Here is a 14,717-nt window from a genome sequence, read left to right as displayed (position 1 = left end):
CATTATGGGAGCTTTAGACTAACGCCTCATTTTTTGAGGAAAAAATTATGCAACTATCCGATTTTGATTTTTATCTTCCTAAAGAGCTGATTGCTAAACACCCTAAAAAAACCAGAAGCGCGTGCCGACTTTTATCTCTTAATAGCCATACAGGTAAAATTGAAGATAAGGTATTCACTGATATTGTTGATAAAATCAATCCTGGAGATTTACTTGTTTTTAATGACACAAAAGTTATTCCTGCTCGCTTATATGGGAAAAAAGCGTCAGGGGGAAAAATTGAAATACTAATTGAAAGATTATTAGATGGTAACCGTGCTCTTGCACATATTAAAGCATCGAAATCCCCAAAAGCAGGTGCTGAACTGATACTAGGGGAAGATACCTCCATTAGTGTTATTATGTTAGCACGCCACGATGCGTTATTTGAATTGCAATTTCCTGATAATGTACTTAACATTTTAGATAAAATTGGTCATATTCCATTACCACCTTATATAAATCGTCCAGATGATGAACAAGATCGTGAAGTTTATCAAACAGTTTATAACAGAGTACCTGGTGCTGTTGCTGCACCAACGGCAGGTCTTCATTTTGATAAACCTCTATTAGAAAAATTAAAACAAAAAGGGGTTGAAATGGCATTTGTCACTCTACATGTTGGTGCAGGAACATTTCAACCAGTTAGAGTTGAAAATATTGAAACGCATGTTATGCACTCAGAGTATGCCGAAGTACCTGAATCTGTTGTGGAAGCAGTGTTAGCGTGTAAAGCAAGAAACAATAAAGTTATCGCTGTGGGGACAACATCTGTTCGAGCTTTAGAAAGTGCAGCTCAAAAAACAGGTAAAATAGCACCTTTTTTTGCTGATACTCAAATTTTTATATATCCGGGCTATCAATTTAAGGTTATTGATTCACTGATAACTAATTTCCATTTACCTGAATCAACGTTGATTATGCTTGTTTCTGCATTTGCTGGTTACAAAAATACCATGGATGCCTATCAACATGCAGTTAATGAAAAATATCGATTTTTTAGTTATGGTGATGCAATGTTTATCACCACTCAGGATAACCAATCTTAAAGGCATGTTAAATAAATAGCCAAATAAAGTTAAACTAAGCTTTAGTAGCTAAAACTTGTTTGGCTATTTTAAAACTATCAATATAAATACTTATTTACTGCTTAATCTATCTAAAATACGATCAATACGTTTTGTATTTGATGGATGTGATGTTATTTTTTTTGTTGAATGAATCGGCATCTTTTTTAACATAGTGACAAGCCCCATAGGGTTAATATTTTCGCGTATTAATAAATCTAAAGCATAATGATCAGCTTCAAACTCATATTGTTGAGCAATATCTTCTTTAATAAGAACAATGATATCGTCATTAACTATTTCAACATAAGGGGCGAGTCTGAATGATTTTATAGCATGTTTAAGGACAATATGAGCTTGTTCATGAGCTAAAACCGCCTGTAGCTCATTATCACTCAGTAATTTCATCAGCCCACTATTTATACGAATACAACCATTACCTGTAGACCAAGCATTAGGATCGGTATTTAAATAAACTTTGTAAGTTACTTCAATATTATTAACCTGTTTAGGTAATGTTTGGGTTAGCATTTCAAGTTTTTTATAAAGCCAACTATTTTCATTAGCAATAACAGATCGTTTATCTGATTGAGCACACGATTGAGCCCCAATAGCCATAAGATCTTGTTCAGATAACTGTTTAATTTGTTCTGAAGTAATAATAAATGTAGTTTCATTCTTTTGGTTTTGACAACCAGCCAGTAAACTAAATAAAAAGCATAACATTAAAAATGAAATAATATGTTTCAAAGGTCTTAACTCCTTTCAATATTGTCTATTGCGCCCTAGCACGATAAACTATGCCCCCGCAAATGAATGATACAGTTACGTATTATAACAATGATTGGCGCCAAACTGTTTATTTGGTCGCAAGAGGTTAATAAAAAAATGAAATTTGAATTAGATAATACCGACGGGTTAGCACGTCGAGGTCGCATGAAATTCGATCGACGAGGGATCGAATATACTGTTGAAACTCCAGCATTTATGCCTGTTGGTACTTATGGAACCGTAAAAGGTATGACACCTGAAGAGGTTGCAACAACCGGAGCTCAAATCTTACTTGGTAATACATTCCATTTATGGTTAAGACCTGGGCAAGAAATCATGCGCAAACATGGCGACTTACATGATTTTATGCAATGGCATGGCCCAATTTTAACCGATTCTGGTGGATTCCAAGTTTTTAGTTTAGGTGATATTCGCAAAATAAAAGAAGAAGGCGTCTATTTCCGTAATCCAATCAACGGGGATTCAATTTTCTTATCCCCCGAAATTTCAATGGAAATTCAATACGATTTAGGTTCAGATATTGTCATGATTTTTGATGAATGTGCGCCCTTTCCAGCAGATTGGGATTACGTCAAAAAATCAATGGAAATGTCATTACGCTGGGCCAAACGAAGTCGCCAGAGATTTGATGAATTAGGCAACAAAAATGCGCTATTTGGTATCGTGCAAGGAGGTATACATCAGGAATTACGTGATATCTCAATTAAAGGATTAACCGAAATTGGCTTCGATGGCTATGCAGTTGGGGGATTGGCTGTTGGCGAACCTAAAGCGGATATGCACCGAATTTTAGAAGGTACTTGTCCACAATTACCTGCCGATAAACCTCGTTACCTAATGGGAGTAGGTAAACCTGAAGATTTAGTTGAAGGAGTACGCCGCGGAATTGATATGTTTGACTGTGTAATGCCAACCCGAAATGCGCGTAATGGCCACTTATTTGTTACCGATGGTGTGATAAAAATCCGGAATGCTAAATATAAAGACGACACCACACCACTTGATCCTCATTGTGACTGTTATACGTGTAAGAATTATACAAAATCTTATCTTCATCATTTAGATAAGTGTGGTGAGATTTTAGGTGCGCGTTTAAATACCATCCACAATTTACGTTATTACCAACGCTTAATGGCAGAAATTCGTGAAGCTGTTGCTAACAAACGTTACGAAGATTTTGTTGTCGAATTTTATCAACGCATAGGTAAAACACCGGCACCTTTATCAAAATAAACACGTAATGGGCATAATTTTTTGCGGTAAGTATTGACACTTTTTAGTTAGCGCAGTATTATGCGCTTCCTAACGGCGAGTAGCGCAGCTTGGTAGCGCAACTGGTTTGGGACCAGTGGGTCGGAGGTTCGAATCCTCTCTCGCCGACCAATTTTATTAGAAAAGCCTGCTCACATGAGCAGGCTTTTTTATTATCTCTATTTCAAAATGATAACAACCGATTTATATTTCAAACATAACTTAGCAAAATAACGTTGCATCAGCAATGCAACTAAAAACTAGCATCTAATATCGTCTTTATTCTATCTAATCTTTATCAAAGCTATAAACTGGCACGGGATTTAATGACAGGGAGTAATGTCGATAAATCTGACTTATGCTGTTTTACTATGTTTTTTAGCTTATTTAATAATAAAATTGCAATATATTCCCCTATTTGTTTGGATTGCAATGCCACTGTTGTCAAAGGGGGACAGCTAACTTGACTAAACTCACTATCACCAAATCCGCTCACAGCTAATTGATAAGGAACACGAATATGTCTCCGCTGACATTCATACAGTACACCACAAGCTAATTCATCTGTAGTACAAATTAGAGCATCAAGTTCTGACCAGTTCAAAAGTATATCCGGTAACAGTTCTGCGCCAGTACTGAAATTAGCAGGTTTTGCAGCATTAACTATCCGATGAGAAGGTAAATGATAAGTAAGCATCGCTTTGTGCCAACCATGCAAGCGTTGTTGAAAAAGATGATATTGCTGATTGGCACACAGCAATCCGATATTTTGGTAACCTTTTTTAATTACATGCTCGGTTAATTTATACATTGCAAGACTATCATCAAATTCAACATTAATGTCTATTAATTCTTCATGTTTTTTCCCAATATTCATAATCGGTACTGTTTTATTTTGAATAATTTTTTCTATTAGATCATCATTTTCAATATAAAAGAGTAATATTGCTTCAAGATTATGACTGTATAGTGTGTCTAAAAATTGTGATTCACACTTATTGTAGTGATAAGATTCGATGATTAATGTCGTATAACCTTCCTTTGCTAGATGTGTTTGCAGCACACCTAGCAATATTTGTGCTGAATGGTCATAAATTTTTGTTGTAATAACTGCAATAACGCGATTAGCAGAAGCGGATGCCAATAAACTCGCGGCTATATTGGGTTTATATCCTAACGTATCAACAGCTAATTGGACCTTTTGACGAAGCTTATCAGAAACTTTTTCTGGCATGCGTAAAGCTCTTGATACTGTCATTGTTCCCACACCAGCATATTTAGCGACATCAAATAAGGTAATTTGCCCTGTGCCTCTGCGTTTTTTCGTATCCTGCATCTTTCATTCCGATTGAATTTAACTTAGTTTTTATTTATGCAAACCTTGCTTTAAAAATAGAAAAGTAACAGAAAATGACTTATTAACTATGTCTGGTATAACGAGTTTTAAACTACCACTTTCTGTATAATATTATTATGCCAATATTAAATTATTTTAGAATTAATTCTTTAAAATGTTATCTGTATCACACAATAGGTAACATTTTTATCTACTTTTGATAGCGCTATCACATTTCTACTATTTTTTAATTCCTATTGTTACTTAGTATGTTAACTTGCTTAATAACAATCAATAATAACAATTTTAATGGAGGTAGAATGTTAAAAACATGGTTAACCTGTAAAACAGTTAATGTTGTCGATTCTGTCAGTGATTGGAAAGAGGCAATACAACTTTGTGCTGTGCCATTATTAGAAAATAATACCATTACACCAAGTTATATTAAGGCTATTTTTGAGCTGCACGAATCAATAGGGCCTTATTACGTATTGGCACCGGGTATTGCGATGCCCCATGCTAGACCAGAACAAGGTGTAAATCAATTAGGCTTATCCATGTTATTAGTCAAGCAAGGAGTTAAATTTAACTCTCAAGAGAATGATCCTGTCTATTTAATTACTTTATTAGCAGCCAATGATAGCACCAGCCACATTGAGATGTTAACACAATTGGCAACACTCTTCAGTGAATCAAACGATATCCAAACAATTTTTAATTCACAAAATCGTGATGAAATATTAGCTGTTATCGAACGTTATTAAATTCAATTAAAATCAACAAAAGGATAAACACAATGAAAATTATGGCAGTTTGTGGTTCAGGCCTTGGTAGTAGTTTTATGGTTGAAATGAATATTAAAAAAGTCATTAAAAAACTAAATATTGATGCAGAAGTCACTCATGCAGATCTTGCATCTGCAACACCCGATCAAGCAGATCTGTTTGTTATGACAAAAGATTTAGCCGCCAGTTCAGGCATTCCAAACGATAAATTGGTAATTTTAAACAATATAATAGATATCAATGACTTAGAAGCAAAACTTGTTGAATATTTTGCAAAGCATTAGTCAAATTATGAGGTATTGCTATGATTCAAGAAATAATAAAATTTATTGTTGATATTCTAAAGGCACCAGCTGTATTAGTTGGGCTTATTGCAATGGCAGGGCTTGTCGTTCAACGTAAATCATTTGCTGATACAGTAAAAGGTACTGTTAAAACCATTTTAGGATTTTTGGTATTAAGCGGTGGTGCTACTGTACTTATTAGCGCAATTACACCGTTAGGCATGATGTTTGAGCAAGCTTTTAAATTGCAAGGTATTATTCCGAATAACGAAGCAATTGTCTCTCTGGCATTAAACAAGTATGGCACTGCAACTGCCTTAATTATGGCATTTGGTATGGTTGCCAATATTGTCGTTGCACGGTTTACCCGTTTGAAATTTATATTCTTAACAGGACACCATACTTTTTATATGGCTTGTATGATTAGTATTATTCTAACTGTAGCTGGTTTTGAAAGCTGGCAATTAGTGTTGACTGGTTCATTAGTACTTGGTCTTATTATGGCTTTCTTCCCTGCTTTAGCTCAACCACAAATGCGCAAAATTACAGGTAATGATGATGTAGCATTTGGCCACTTTGGGACTTTAGGATATGTTCTAGCTGGTTATCTTGGTAAATTAGTGGGTAAAAATTCTCGTTCAACTGAAGATATGAATTTACCTAAAAATTTAAGCTTTTTAAGGGATAGTTCAATTTCTATCTCACTAACGATGATGATCATCTATTTAATTCTTGCCATATTTGCTGGTTCTGATTACGTCGAAACCTCTTTAAGCAAAGGAGATAATTATCTCGTTTATGCAATCATTGAAGCAATTACCTTTGCCGCTGGTGTTTTTATTATTTTGCAAGGTGTTAGACTAATTCTTGCGGAAATCGTACCTGCATTTACCGGTTTCTCAGAAAAATTAGTTCCAAATGCCAAACCTGCATTAGATTGTCCAGTGGTTTTCCCGTATGCACCTAATGCTGTTTTAATTGGCTTCCTATTTAGTTTTCTTGGCGGATTAGTTGGCCTATTTGTTTTAGGCAAATTAAATACAGTACTTATACTACCTAGTGTAGTTCCTCATTTTTTCTGTGGTGCAACAGCTGGAGTATTTGGTAATGCAATGGGAGGACGTCGTGGTGCAATGCTTGGCGCCTTTGCTAATGGTTTATTGGTCACATTTTTACCCGTTGTGTTATTGCCTGTATTAGGATCATTAGGTTTTGCAAATACGACCTTCTCTGATGTCGACTTCTGTGGCATTGGGATCATCCTTGGAAATATGGCTAAATGGTTTAATAAAGATATAATAATGGGGATTATTATAGCCATTTTTGCCATATTGGTGATTTATAATTATATTGCTAAACCTAAAGTTGATACAAAAAATTAAGCATACTTAACATAAACGCTAATCATATTAGATATGCTAATTGTAGAAAAACCCTCGATATAATCGGGGGTTTATTTTTTTATTTAGCAAAAAATAAGCTTTTTAATTCTGCCAATAAAGTTTCTTTTACTGATACTTTAAAATAGCATCAAACAAACTATTTAATTAGTAATTAAGGTGCCATTATCTAGCCATACTACCATACATGATTAACACAGCAACAACACCGATTGCCAATAGCGCTGTAGTATATTGGGTTTTGACACGATACTTTTTCACTTCACCAACTGAAAGATCTCTATGTTGGTTCTTACTTTGATAATAATAGTACATGGGTAAACCAATTAATGTCAGCACAATTGATGCAATACCATTTTCTGTTTGATGAATCAGCATTCCATAAATGACATAAATAGAACCTGCAATGGCAATAATAGGAATAAGTGGGTAACCAATTACTTTATAAGATCTTGGTATATTAGGGTATTTTTTTCTGGCTATAATAACACCAATAAAAGTTAATAAATAAAAAACCCAAATCGAAAACATTGAAATTTCAGACAAACGATCGGCATCTAATAATACCGAGTATAAAAATGAAAAAACGACAAGCACTAAAATTGCATTTACCGGTGAACGGCTGTCTTCATCTATTGTGCTTAAATAACGCGCACCAACGATATTGCCTCGCTCAGCCATACTAAAAATAGTACGTGATAATGTCATGATATAGCCATTAATTCCGCCCAAAATTGAGACCATGATACCAACTGCAACCAAATTACCACCTAAATGTCCAAACAGACGTTGCGATGCAACAGAAGAAGCCTTATGTCCTAATGAGACCATCTCTTGAACTGGAAAGATTTTAAATAATGCAATATTGATACAAGCATAGACAATGACTAAAAATATAATTCCCAAAATAATTGCTTTAGGCAATACTTTAGCTGGATTATTAATTTCACCCGCAACCGATGCTACTTGAGCCCAGCCATCATAAGCAAATAATGTAGCTAAGATCGCAACAGCAAAGGGGGCATACGTCTCAATACCCTGACCACTAGCACTAAATAATGCAACTTGCCCATTACCTTTACATAATCCAAATATCGCTAGTAACAATATTGGGATCAATTTACAAGCCGTCGCAATAGTTTGCAGATAGCCAGCTTGTTTAACACCAATTGCATTAATAAAAGCAATAAAACCTAATGCTCCAGCTCCTACTGCCATTTTGTATGTACTTTCAATTTCAAATAATGAACAAAACACCGAACTAAAATAGCCTACTAGTGCACCAATTAAAGCAGGCGAAAAAATGACTGTCATCATCCAACCATAAAGATGAGAAATTTTGGCACCATAGATTTTTTCTAAATAAACGAGCATTCCACCAGTTTTTGGAAACATTACACCTAGTTCACAAAGTGTTAACCCGCCACAAATAGAAATAACACCACCAATGAACCAAGCTAATAGTGCATAATAATAATCACCAGCGACTTCTAGTACTGCAGGGGGTTTCATAAAAGCACCTGCCCCTAAAACCATTCCCACAACCAGTGATAATGCAGAAACTAAACCAAGATCTTTTCTCAATTTATTTTCTAAATTATGTTCTGACATAAAGATTCCTTTAAACATATAAATAAACGTGAAAAATTTATTCATAATAGGGGTTTATTTATAAAATACAAGAAAGATTAACTTTGCCTAATTAAAAACTTAAAAAATAAGTATGATAAAATAAATAAAAAGTCAGCAAGAGCTGACTTTTTATTCTCTATATTTTTGAAAAATTATTCATTTTTCTTCGTTTTCATATCAACAACCATACGACCTCGAATTTTACCAGCCTACATTTTCTCAATCATATCATTGATATTTTCCTATATAACTAAATAATAATTAAAGTTCTACGATCAGTATTTATTATGCAATATCTTTAGCAATATACTTTTGACTGTTATTATTAATTAATAAAAATAACCCAATCAATGCACCAAATCCAAATAATCCAATAACATAAATGGCAGGCGCCATTTTGCTCACAAAATCACTCAAAAAGGAGATCAACAAAGGGGTTAATCCGCCGGTAATGGCATAAGCCATATTAAATGAAAACGATACCCCACTGTAACGAATCTGAGTAGGAAACACGGTCACCATAAAATAAGCAAAAGAACCAACAATACCAACGACAAAACCCGTTAATGAATAAGTCACGAATAAAAGATGCGGATTATCTAATGAAAGATAAAAAATAGCGATAACAATGGTTGCAATAGTACAACCTATAAATATCACTTTTCCCATAGCAAATTTATCCATCATCATTCCATAAAAAGTACAACTTATAATGAGCCCAATAATTGCTAATATATTCCCTTGCAACGCATCGATCGACGAGTAACCAAATTGCTTTTGTAATAAAATTGGCGTCATTAGCATAATCACCATAATACCCGCAGACAGCACCCAAGTGAGTAGCATTGACAAAATAGTCTGAGGTAAATACTGCGTCAACACAGTAATAACTGGTATTTTTTTAGCCAATTCTTGTTGTTTACGCTTTTGCATTTCCAGAAAAATTGGTGTTTCTTTTAACCAACGACGTAAATACATTGCAATCAATCCAAAAACACCACCAATAATAAATGGTATACGCCATCCCCAATCAATGAGTTGTTCGGCTGATAGGAATTTATTCATAGCCGTTGAAACTAACGAACCGAGTAAAATACCTAGACTTAATCCACTGGTTAAAATGCCACATGCCAATCCAATTTTATTTTTCGGCACATGCTCAGCAACAAAAGTCCAAGCCCCAGGAACTTCACCACCAACCGCTAATCCCTGACACAATCGCATTAATAACAATAATAGAGGTGCAAAAATACCAATATGCGTGTAAGTAGGTAAACAACCTATAAATAGTGTTGGTAATGCCATAAGTAATATACTTAACGTAAACATTTTTTTGCGACCGAACAGATCGCCAAAGTGCGCCATTACAATACCGCCGAATGGGCGAATCAAATATCCAGCAGCAAAAATACCAAAAGTTTGAACTTGACTAAGCCAAGCCGGCATATCATTTGGAAAAAACAGATGACTTATGGTTATTGAAAAAAAGACAAAAATAATAAAATCATAAAATTCTAATGCTCCACCTAATGCGGAAAGAGCCAATGTTTTATAGTCCTGAGCATTTAGAGTTCTTGTCGGTGTATGGGTTACTACATCTTGCATGTGGATCCTTGTAAAGTATTGTTTACAAACAGTTTAACATTGTGAACTACTATACCCTAACGCTTATTTTTTTAAAGGAAATCTTTGCTCGCACGATGATGTAAACTCAATCATCATCGCATTACATAATAATTGAGTTCGCTTTAATTAAGTATAGTGCTAAAACTAGCACGAATGATTAATAAATAGTCAAACAAAAAAACTACAATAGTACATCTTACTAAATGGAGAGCTATAAAATGGCTAAAAAATGTATTTCTCGTGGCAAATTCACACGTATGCAGCAATTATCAAACCAAGATGGCGTTATCGCTGCATTAGCGATAGATCAACGAGGTTCAATGGTTAAGATGATGGAGTCGGCCGTTGGAAAAGATCGTTATCATATTGATATGGTGTATGAATTTAAGGAACTTGTTTCTCAAGAGTTAACTAAATATGTCAGTGCAATTTTGTTAGATGAAGAATATGGCTTTAAAGGCATGACAGCCAAAAATAGCAATGCTGGATTAATCATGTCGTACGAAAAAACGGGATATGACGCCAATACGCCAGGGCGATTACCCGATATTTTGCCAGAAGATTCATTACAACGTTTAATAAAAAAAGGGGCGGATGCTGCAAAAGTATTGGTTTATTATAATCCTGATGATCCTCAAGATATTTTAGATAAAAAGCACGCTTTTTTAGAACGTTTAGGCAATGAGGCAAGAGCGGCTGATATTCCAGTTTTTGTTGAACCTATTGTATATGATAACGTGATAACTGATGATAAAAGCCCTGAATTTGCAAAAATCAAACCACAAAAAGTCATTAATACCATTAAAGAATTTACTAAAGAGCAATATTACATTGATATTTTAAAAGTCGAAGTTCCTGTGCTCTTTAAAAATGTAGAAGGCTTTAACGACAACAACATCGTTGTCTACACGCAAAAACAAGCAGCAGACTACTTTAAACAAGCAAGCGATGCTGCAACGCGCCCTTTCATTTACTTAAGTGCTGGCGTGCCAACAAAAACTTTCCACCAAGAACTGATTTTTGCCGGTGAACATGGTGCTAAATATAGCGGTATTTTAGGCGGTCGTGCAACATGGTTTGAAGGTGTTGCAGCCTATGCAAATGGTGGTAAAGAGGGCTTAAAACGTTGGTTAGATCAAACTGGTCGTGAAAACGTTGAACAGCTTAACAAAATATTAAAACAATACGCTACACCTTGGTATGATATCTATGGTGGTAAAGATAATATTGAAGTGATTGATATTAAATTAAGTAATTAACATAACCATCTAATATAATTAATAACAATAAGTTGTTAATAAATCAAAAAAAACGGGGGTATCTCTATTTCCCCCGTTCTTTATTATGGTGTGACGTTTTATAACGATGGATTAACATCCAAAAAATAGTGAAATCGACATTCCTGATTATTAAATGGCTCTATCAAAAAACAGATCAACCTTCGTTCGGTCTGCCATTGATTGAATATAATCCTTAATTTTAGGCGGAAAAGTTAAAGTTTTTACACACGTCAAATTTCGTAAAATGGGAAACAAACAGATATCATCTAAAGACAATTGACCATTACACGCATTTGGCGAAACAATCAATGAATCAAGTTTATTTAATACATCTGAAACGGCAGAAACTAATGAATCGGTTTGCATCAAACATTCATCAAACGACCCCATTTTCTTCGATTTACTAGTGACAAAATAATCAATAGCACTTTGTGTTGCAAATTCGGCTAAACCCAGTTTTATATAACGTGGACACACTAGCTTATAATCATATTGTTGTAACTCTTTTATTCTCTTTGCAATATTTGAAGATCTCAAACCAGTTAAAATCGGACTACCGCCATAATTGGTATCAACATAATCAACAATATCTAGGCTTTCTGGCATATAACTGCCATCATCTTTTTGTAAAATAGGTGCCATTTTTTCACCAATCATACGCTCTGGTAATGCAAAATCATCGCTCAGTAATACCTGCAGTTCAACCGATACATTTTTTAAACCAAAAATCATTCTAGCCCTGACACAAAAAGGACAATGTTCATAAATATACAGTTTCATTTTCGACTCCTTAAGCAGTCAATTGCCCAACATAAAAAAGCTAATCCCAAAAAGAATAAAAAAATCTTACTCACAGCAAATAGCGCTTGAAAATAACCAACCTGCACAACATTAATAAAAGGATAAGGATATTGATTAGTATAATAACCTCGAATAAAAATATAAACGCCATATCCAATCATCGATAATAGTGATCCAACGATGACCTTAACATTAATTCGTCGAAATGGCCCCCAAATAAACCAACTTAATACTCCCAAAATAGGGATGACAACATGTAAACTTTCATTAGCTATTTTCAACAGTGTATTAGGTGGATTATGAATACTTCTTAACACTAAGTTATATATAATAATGGTGATAATCACACCAACTAATCCATTCAACCGAATAACTTTAAAACTATACCTGTGACAATTAGGATTGGCAGCTAGCCAAAAACAACTCAATGCCAACATTAAATTCGATAAAACAGTAAAGAAACTATAATAATAAACTAATCGCCCTATTGAAGAACTTGGTTGCCACGGACGAAATCGAGTATGACAATAAATATAAGTTTCCATGGCAATAATAATGATAGCAAACAACGCAATAAAAAGATTAACACTTCGCTTTAACATAAATAATATTAAAATAACCAAAACCGCAGTATATAGTAATTAATAAAGAAAATAAAAAATAAGCTACAGCTGTTATAAAAGAAACTTATTGACAAATAGTATATAATGTAACGAATAAATGTAATGTAGAGATGATTTTGATGTCTAATCAAGACACGCCAACCCAAAATAAACGGTTAATAGAACGTTTTCTAGATTCATTATGGCTAGAAAGAAACTTAGCTGAAAATACCATTGAATCTTATAGGCTTGATTTGTTGGCATTAAATCAATTTTTACAACAACAAAATGTCACCTTTCTGACTGCACAAACACAGAATTTACAAGAATTTTTAATGCAACGCGTAAAAGATGGCTATAAAGCCAGTAGTTCTGCACGTTTACTTAGTGCAACTAAACGTTTTTTTCAGTATTTATATCAGGAAAATTATCGTACCGATGATCCCTCTGCGGTGCTATCATCCCCTAAACTTCCCCAAAAATTGCCTAAAGATTTAACCGAATCACAAGTGAGTGCGTTACTTGAATCCCCCAGTATTGAAGATCCTATCGAACTAAGAGATAAAGCCATGTTAGAAGTACTTTATGCAACAGGCTTGCGCGTTTCCGAGCTAGTAAATTTAGAAATTAGTGATATTAGTTTACGACAAGGGGTCGTAAGAGTTATAGGAAAAGGAAACAAAGAACGCCTAGTACCACTGGGTGAAGAAGCCATTTATTGGCTTGAATATTATTTTAAATACGCCCGAAACGATCTTCTAAAAAACGGCGCTATTGACGCTCTCTTCCCAAGCCGATTAGGTAAAAAAATGACACGACAGACGTTTTGGCATAGAATAAAATATTATGCCATACTGACTGGCATCAATATTGAGGCACTTTCGCCCCATGTGCTTCGACATGCTTTCGCAACCCATTTACTTAATCATGGAGCGGATTTACGTGTTGTACAAATGTTGCTTGGACACAGTAGCTTATCAACTACACAGATTTATACTCATGTGGCAACAGAAAGATTAAAACAATTACATAGTAAACATCATCCTCGAGCATAATACTCGAAAAAATAAGGATAATTAAATGAAAAAATTAGTTTTAGGTTTGGTATTAATATCAACTACAGCGCTAGCAAGTAATGCCGATATTATTAATTCGATGGGTAAATTAGGCTACAATGAACAAAATATCAAAATTACAACTAGCCCCATAAACGGTTTAAAAAGTGTCAAAACACCTGATGGTATTTTTTATGTTACTGATGATGGAAAATACCTAAGTCAAGGTCCTATTTATGACGTTCAAGGCGATCAACCTGAAAATATCGCCAATAGCTACAATCTTAGCTTAATAAAATCAATTGAAAACGATGCTATCGTTTATAAAGCTAATAATGAAAAATACATCATTTCAGTTTTTACTGATTACACTTGCCATTACTGTCAATTACTACATGAAAATATCAATAAATATTTAGATGCGGGTATTTCTGTACACTATTTTGCTTTCCCTCGCGCAGGCGCTGACAGTGATGTTGGTAAAAACATGCAATCCATTTGGAGTGTAACTGACCGTAAAACAGCATTTGAGAATGCTTATAAAGGCAACACCATTCCTAAAGCTAACAGTATGGTGCCTTACGTAACACAGCAATTCAATATCGGTAGAAAAATCGGAATTAATGGTACACCAGCGATTATTTTACCTGATGGAGAATTAGTTTCTGGTTATGTTCCAGCAGATAAATTAATTGAAACTTTAGATAAAAAAGTAACTAAATAACAATTAACAAATTATTTCTGTTAAAAATTAAAACATAATACAT

Annotated in this window: 14 protein-coding genes and 1 tRNA gene; 9 read left to right on the top strand and 6 right to left on the bottom strand. The window is 34.4% G+C overall.

What is annotated here, in order from left to right:
* Positions 1–47: 47 nt before the first annotated feature.
* Positions 48–1,088 (top strand): tRNA preQ1(34) S-adenosylmethionine ribosyltransferase-isomerase QueA, encoded by a 1,041-nt coding sequence (queA, locus tag GA0061081_RS09530; RefSeq protein WP_091350368.1) that lies wholly within the window; start codon positions 48–50, stop codon positions 1,086–1,088.
* Between the two features lie 90 nt (positions 1,089–1,178).
* On the opposite strand, the gene GA0061081_RS09525 is transcribed toward queA, so the two are convergent.
* The gene (locus GA0061081_RS09525) at positions 1,179–1,856 is read right to left on the bottom strand and encodes a M48 family metalloprotease (RefSeq protein ID WP_141683365.1); all 678 of its coding nucleotides are present in this window, start codon (positions 1,854–1,856) and stop codon (positions 1,179–1,181) included.
* Positions 1,857–1,994: 138 nt separating this feature from the next.
* On the opposite strand from GA0061081_RS09525, the gene tgt reads away from it, so the two are divergent.
* Both tgt and GA0061081_RS09515 read left to right on the top strand, forming a co-directional pair.
* Positions 1,995–3,131: a tRNA guanosine(34) transglycosylase Tgt gene (gene tgt, locus GA0061081_RS09520; RefSeq protein WP_091350412.1), complete on the top strand. Its 1,137-nt coding sequence runs from the start codon at positions 1,995–1,997 to the stop codon at positions 3,129–3,131.
* A 73-nt stretch (positions 3,132–3,204) separates the two neighbouring features.
* Positions 3,205–3,281 (top strand) — tRNA-Pro (locus tag GA0061081_RS09515).
* 172 nt (positions 3,282–3,453) lie between these two features.
* Here GA0061081_RS09515 and GA0061081_RS09510 read toward each other — a convergent pair.
* Positions 3,454–4,485, bottom strand: a complete 1,032-nt coding sequence (locus tag GA0061081_RS09510) for a LacI family DNA-binding transcriptional regulator (protein WP_091350363.1) — start codon at positions 4,483–4,485, stop codon at positions 3,454–3,456.
* Positions 4,486–4,805: 320 nt separating this feature from the next.
* Between GA0061081_RS09510 and GA0061081_RS09505 the strand changes: the two genes are divergently transcribed.
* Genes GA0061081_RS09505 through GA0061081_RS09495 form a run of 3 tightly spaced genes read left to right on the top strand, consistent with a single transcriptional unit; the run spans position 4,806 to position 6,936 of the window.
* The gene (locus GA0061081_RS09505) at positions 4,806–5,249 is read left to right on the top strand and encodes a PTS sugar transporter subunit IIA (RefSeq protein WP_091350360.1); all 444 of its coding nucleotides are present in this window, start codon (positions 4,806–4,808) and stop codon (positions 5,247–5,249) included.
* Positions 5,250–5,281: 32 nt separating this feature from the next.
* Positions 5,282–5,554, top strand: a complete 273-nt coding sequence (locus GA0061081_RS09500) for a PTS sugar transporter subunit IIB (RefSeq protein WP_091350357.1) — start codon at positions 5,282–5,284, stop codon at positions 5,552–5,554.
* Between the two features lie 20 nt (positions 5,555–5,574).
* On the top strand, positions 5,575–6,936 hold the full coding sequence (locus tag GA0061081_RS09495) for a PTS ascorbate transporter subunit IIC (RefSeq protein WP_091350355.1): 1,362 nt from the start codon (positions 5,575–5,577) through the stop codon (positions 6,934–6,936).
* 183 nt (positions 6,937–7,119) lie between these two features.
* On the opposite strand, the gene GA0061081_RS09490 is transcribed toward GA0061081_RS09495, so the two are convergent.
* A complete protein-coding gene (locus tag GA0061081_RS09490; RefSeq protein WP_209435402.1) occupies positions 7,120–8,565 on the bottom strand; it encodes an APC family permease in 1,446 nt (481 codons plus the stop codon).
* Between the two features lie 306 nt (positions 8,566–8,871).
* Positions 8,872–10,191 carry an MFS transporter gene (locus GA0061081_RS09485; protein WP_091350351.1) on the bottom strand — a complete coding sequence of 440 codons (1,320 nt, stop codon included), beginning with the start codon at positions 10,189–10,191 and terminating at the stop codon, positions 8,872–8,874.
* 239 nt (positions 10,192–10,430) lie between these two features.
* On the opposite strand from GA0061081_RS09485, the gene GA0061081_RS09480 reads away from it, so the two are divergent.
* Positions 10,431–11,471, top strand: coding sequence for a tagatose 1,6-diphosphate aldolase (locus GA0061081_RS09480; RefSeq protein ID WP_091350348.1), 1,041 nt, complete (start codon positions 10,431–10,433; stop codon positions 11,469–11,471).
* A gap of 150 nt (positions 11,472–11,621) precedes the next feature.
* Here GA0061081_RS09480 and grxB read toward each other — a convergent pair whose 3' ends face one another.
* Both grxB and GA0061081_RS09470 read right to left on the bottom strand, forming a co-directional pair.
* Positions 11,622–12,272, bottom strand: a complete 651-nt coding sequence (grxB, locus tag GA0061081_RS09475; RefSeq protein WP_091350344.1) for a glutaredoxin 2 — start codon at positions 12,270–12,272, stop codon at positions 11,622–11,624.
* Positions 12,269–12,895, bottom strand: coding sequence for a Pr6Pr family membrane protein (locus GA0061081_RS09470; RefSeq protein ID WP_091350341.1), 627 nt, complete (start codon positions 12,893–12,895; stop codon positions 12,269–12,271). The genes grxB and GA0061081_RS09470 overlap by 4 nt, the downstream gene beginning before the upstream one ends.
* A 140-nt stretch (positions 12,896–13,035) precedes the next feature.
* Between GA0061081_RS09470 and xerD the strand changes: the two genes are divergently transcribed.
* Together xerD and dsbC are read left to right on the top strand one after the other, a co-directional pair.
* Positions 13,036–13,950, top strand: coding sequence for a site-specific tyrosine recombinase XerD (gene xerD / locus GA0061081_RS09465; protein WP_091350339.1), 915 nt, complete (start codon positions 13,036–13,038; stop codon positions 13,948–13,950).
* A gap of 25 nt (positions 13,951–13,975) precedes the next feature.
* Entirely contained in the window at positions 13,976–14,674 is a 699-nt protein-coding gene (gene dsbC, locus GA0061081_RS09460) for a bifunctional protein-disulfide isomerase/oxidoreductase DsbC (protein ID WP_091350336.1), read from the top strand.
* Positions 14,675–14,717: the final 43 nt, after the last annotated feature.

It is taken from the genome of Gilliamella bombicola (genome assembly GCF_900094945.1).
GTDB lineage: Bacteria > Pseudomonadota > Gammaproteobacteria > Enterobacterales > Orbaceae > Gilliamella > Gilliamella bombicola.
The sequence above is the reverse complement of the archived record's forward strand: the minus strand, read 5'-3'. Positions and strand labels throughout refer to the sequence as shown.

What these genes read in the sequence shown, in the direction of transcription:
- queA (WP_091350368.1), top strand. Translation starts at nt 48, where the DNA reads ATGCAACTATCCGATTTTGATTTTTATCTTCCTAAAGAGCTGATTGCT.
- tgt (WP_091350412.1), top strand. Translation starts at nt 1,995, where the DNA reads ATGAAATTTGAATTAGATAATACCGACGGGTTAGCACGTCGAGGTCGC.
- GA0061081_RS09510 (WP_091350363.1), bottom strand. Translation starts at nt 4,485, where the DNA reads ATGCAGGATACGAAAAAACGCAGAGGCACAGGGCAAATTACCTTATTT.
- GA0061081_RS09505 (WP_091350360.1), top strand. Translation starts at nt 4,806, where the DNA reads ATGTTAAAAACATGGTTAACCTGTAAAACAGTTAATGTTGTCGATTCT.
- GA0061081_RS09500 (WP_091350357.1), top strand. Translation starts at nt 5,282, where the DNA reads ATGAAAATTATGGCAGTTTGTGGTTCAGGCCTTGGTAGTAGTTTTATG.
- GA0061081_RS09495 (WP_091350355.1), top strand. Translation starts at nt 5,575, where the DNA reads ATGATTCAAGAAATAATAAAATTTATTGTTGATATTCTAAAGGCACCA.
- GA0061081_RS09490 (WP_209435402.1), bottom strand. Translation starts at nt 8,565, where the DNA reads ATGTCAGAACATAATTTAGAAAATAAATTGAGAAAAGATCTTGGTTTA.
- GA0061081_RS09485 (WP_091350351.1), bottom strand. Translation starts at nt 10,191, where the DNA reads ATGCAAGATGTAGTAACCCATACACCGACAAGAACTCTAAATGCTCAG.
- GA0061081_RS09480 (WP_091350348.1), top strand. Translation starts at nt 10,431, where the DNA reads ATGGCTAAAAAATGTATTTCTCGTGGCAAATTCACACGTATGCAGCAA.
- grxB (WP_091350344.1), bottom strand. Translation starts at nt 12,272, where the DNA reads ATGAAACTGTATATTTATGAACATTGTCCTTTTTGTGTCAGGGCTAGA.
- GA0061081_RS09470 (WP_091350341.1), bottom strand. Translation starts at nt 12,895, where the DNA reads ATGTTAAAGCGAAGTGTTAATCTTTTTATTGCGTTGTTTGCTATCATT.
- xerD (WP_091350339.1), top strand. Translation starts at nt 13,036, where the DNA reads ATGTCTAATCAAGACACGCCAACCCAAAATAAACGGTTAATAGAACGT.
- dsbC (WP_091350336.1), top strand. Translation starts at nt 13,976, where the DNA reads ATGAAAAAATTAGTTTTAGGTTTGGTATTAATATCAACTACAGCGCTA.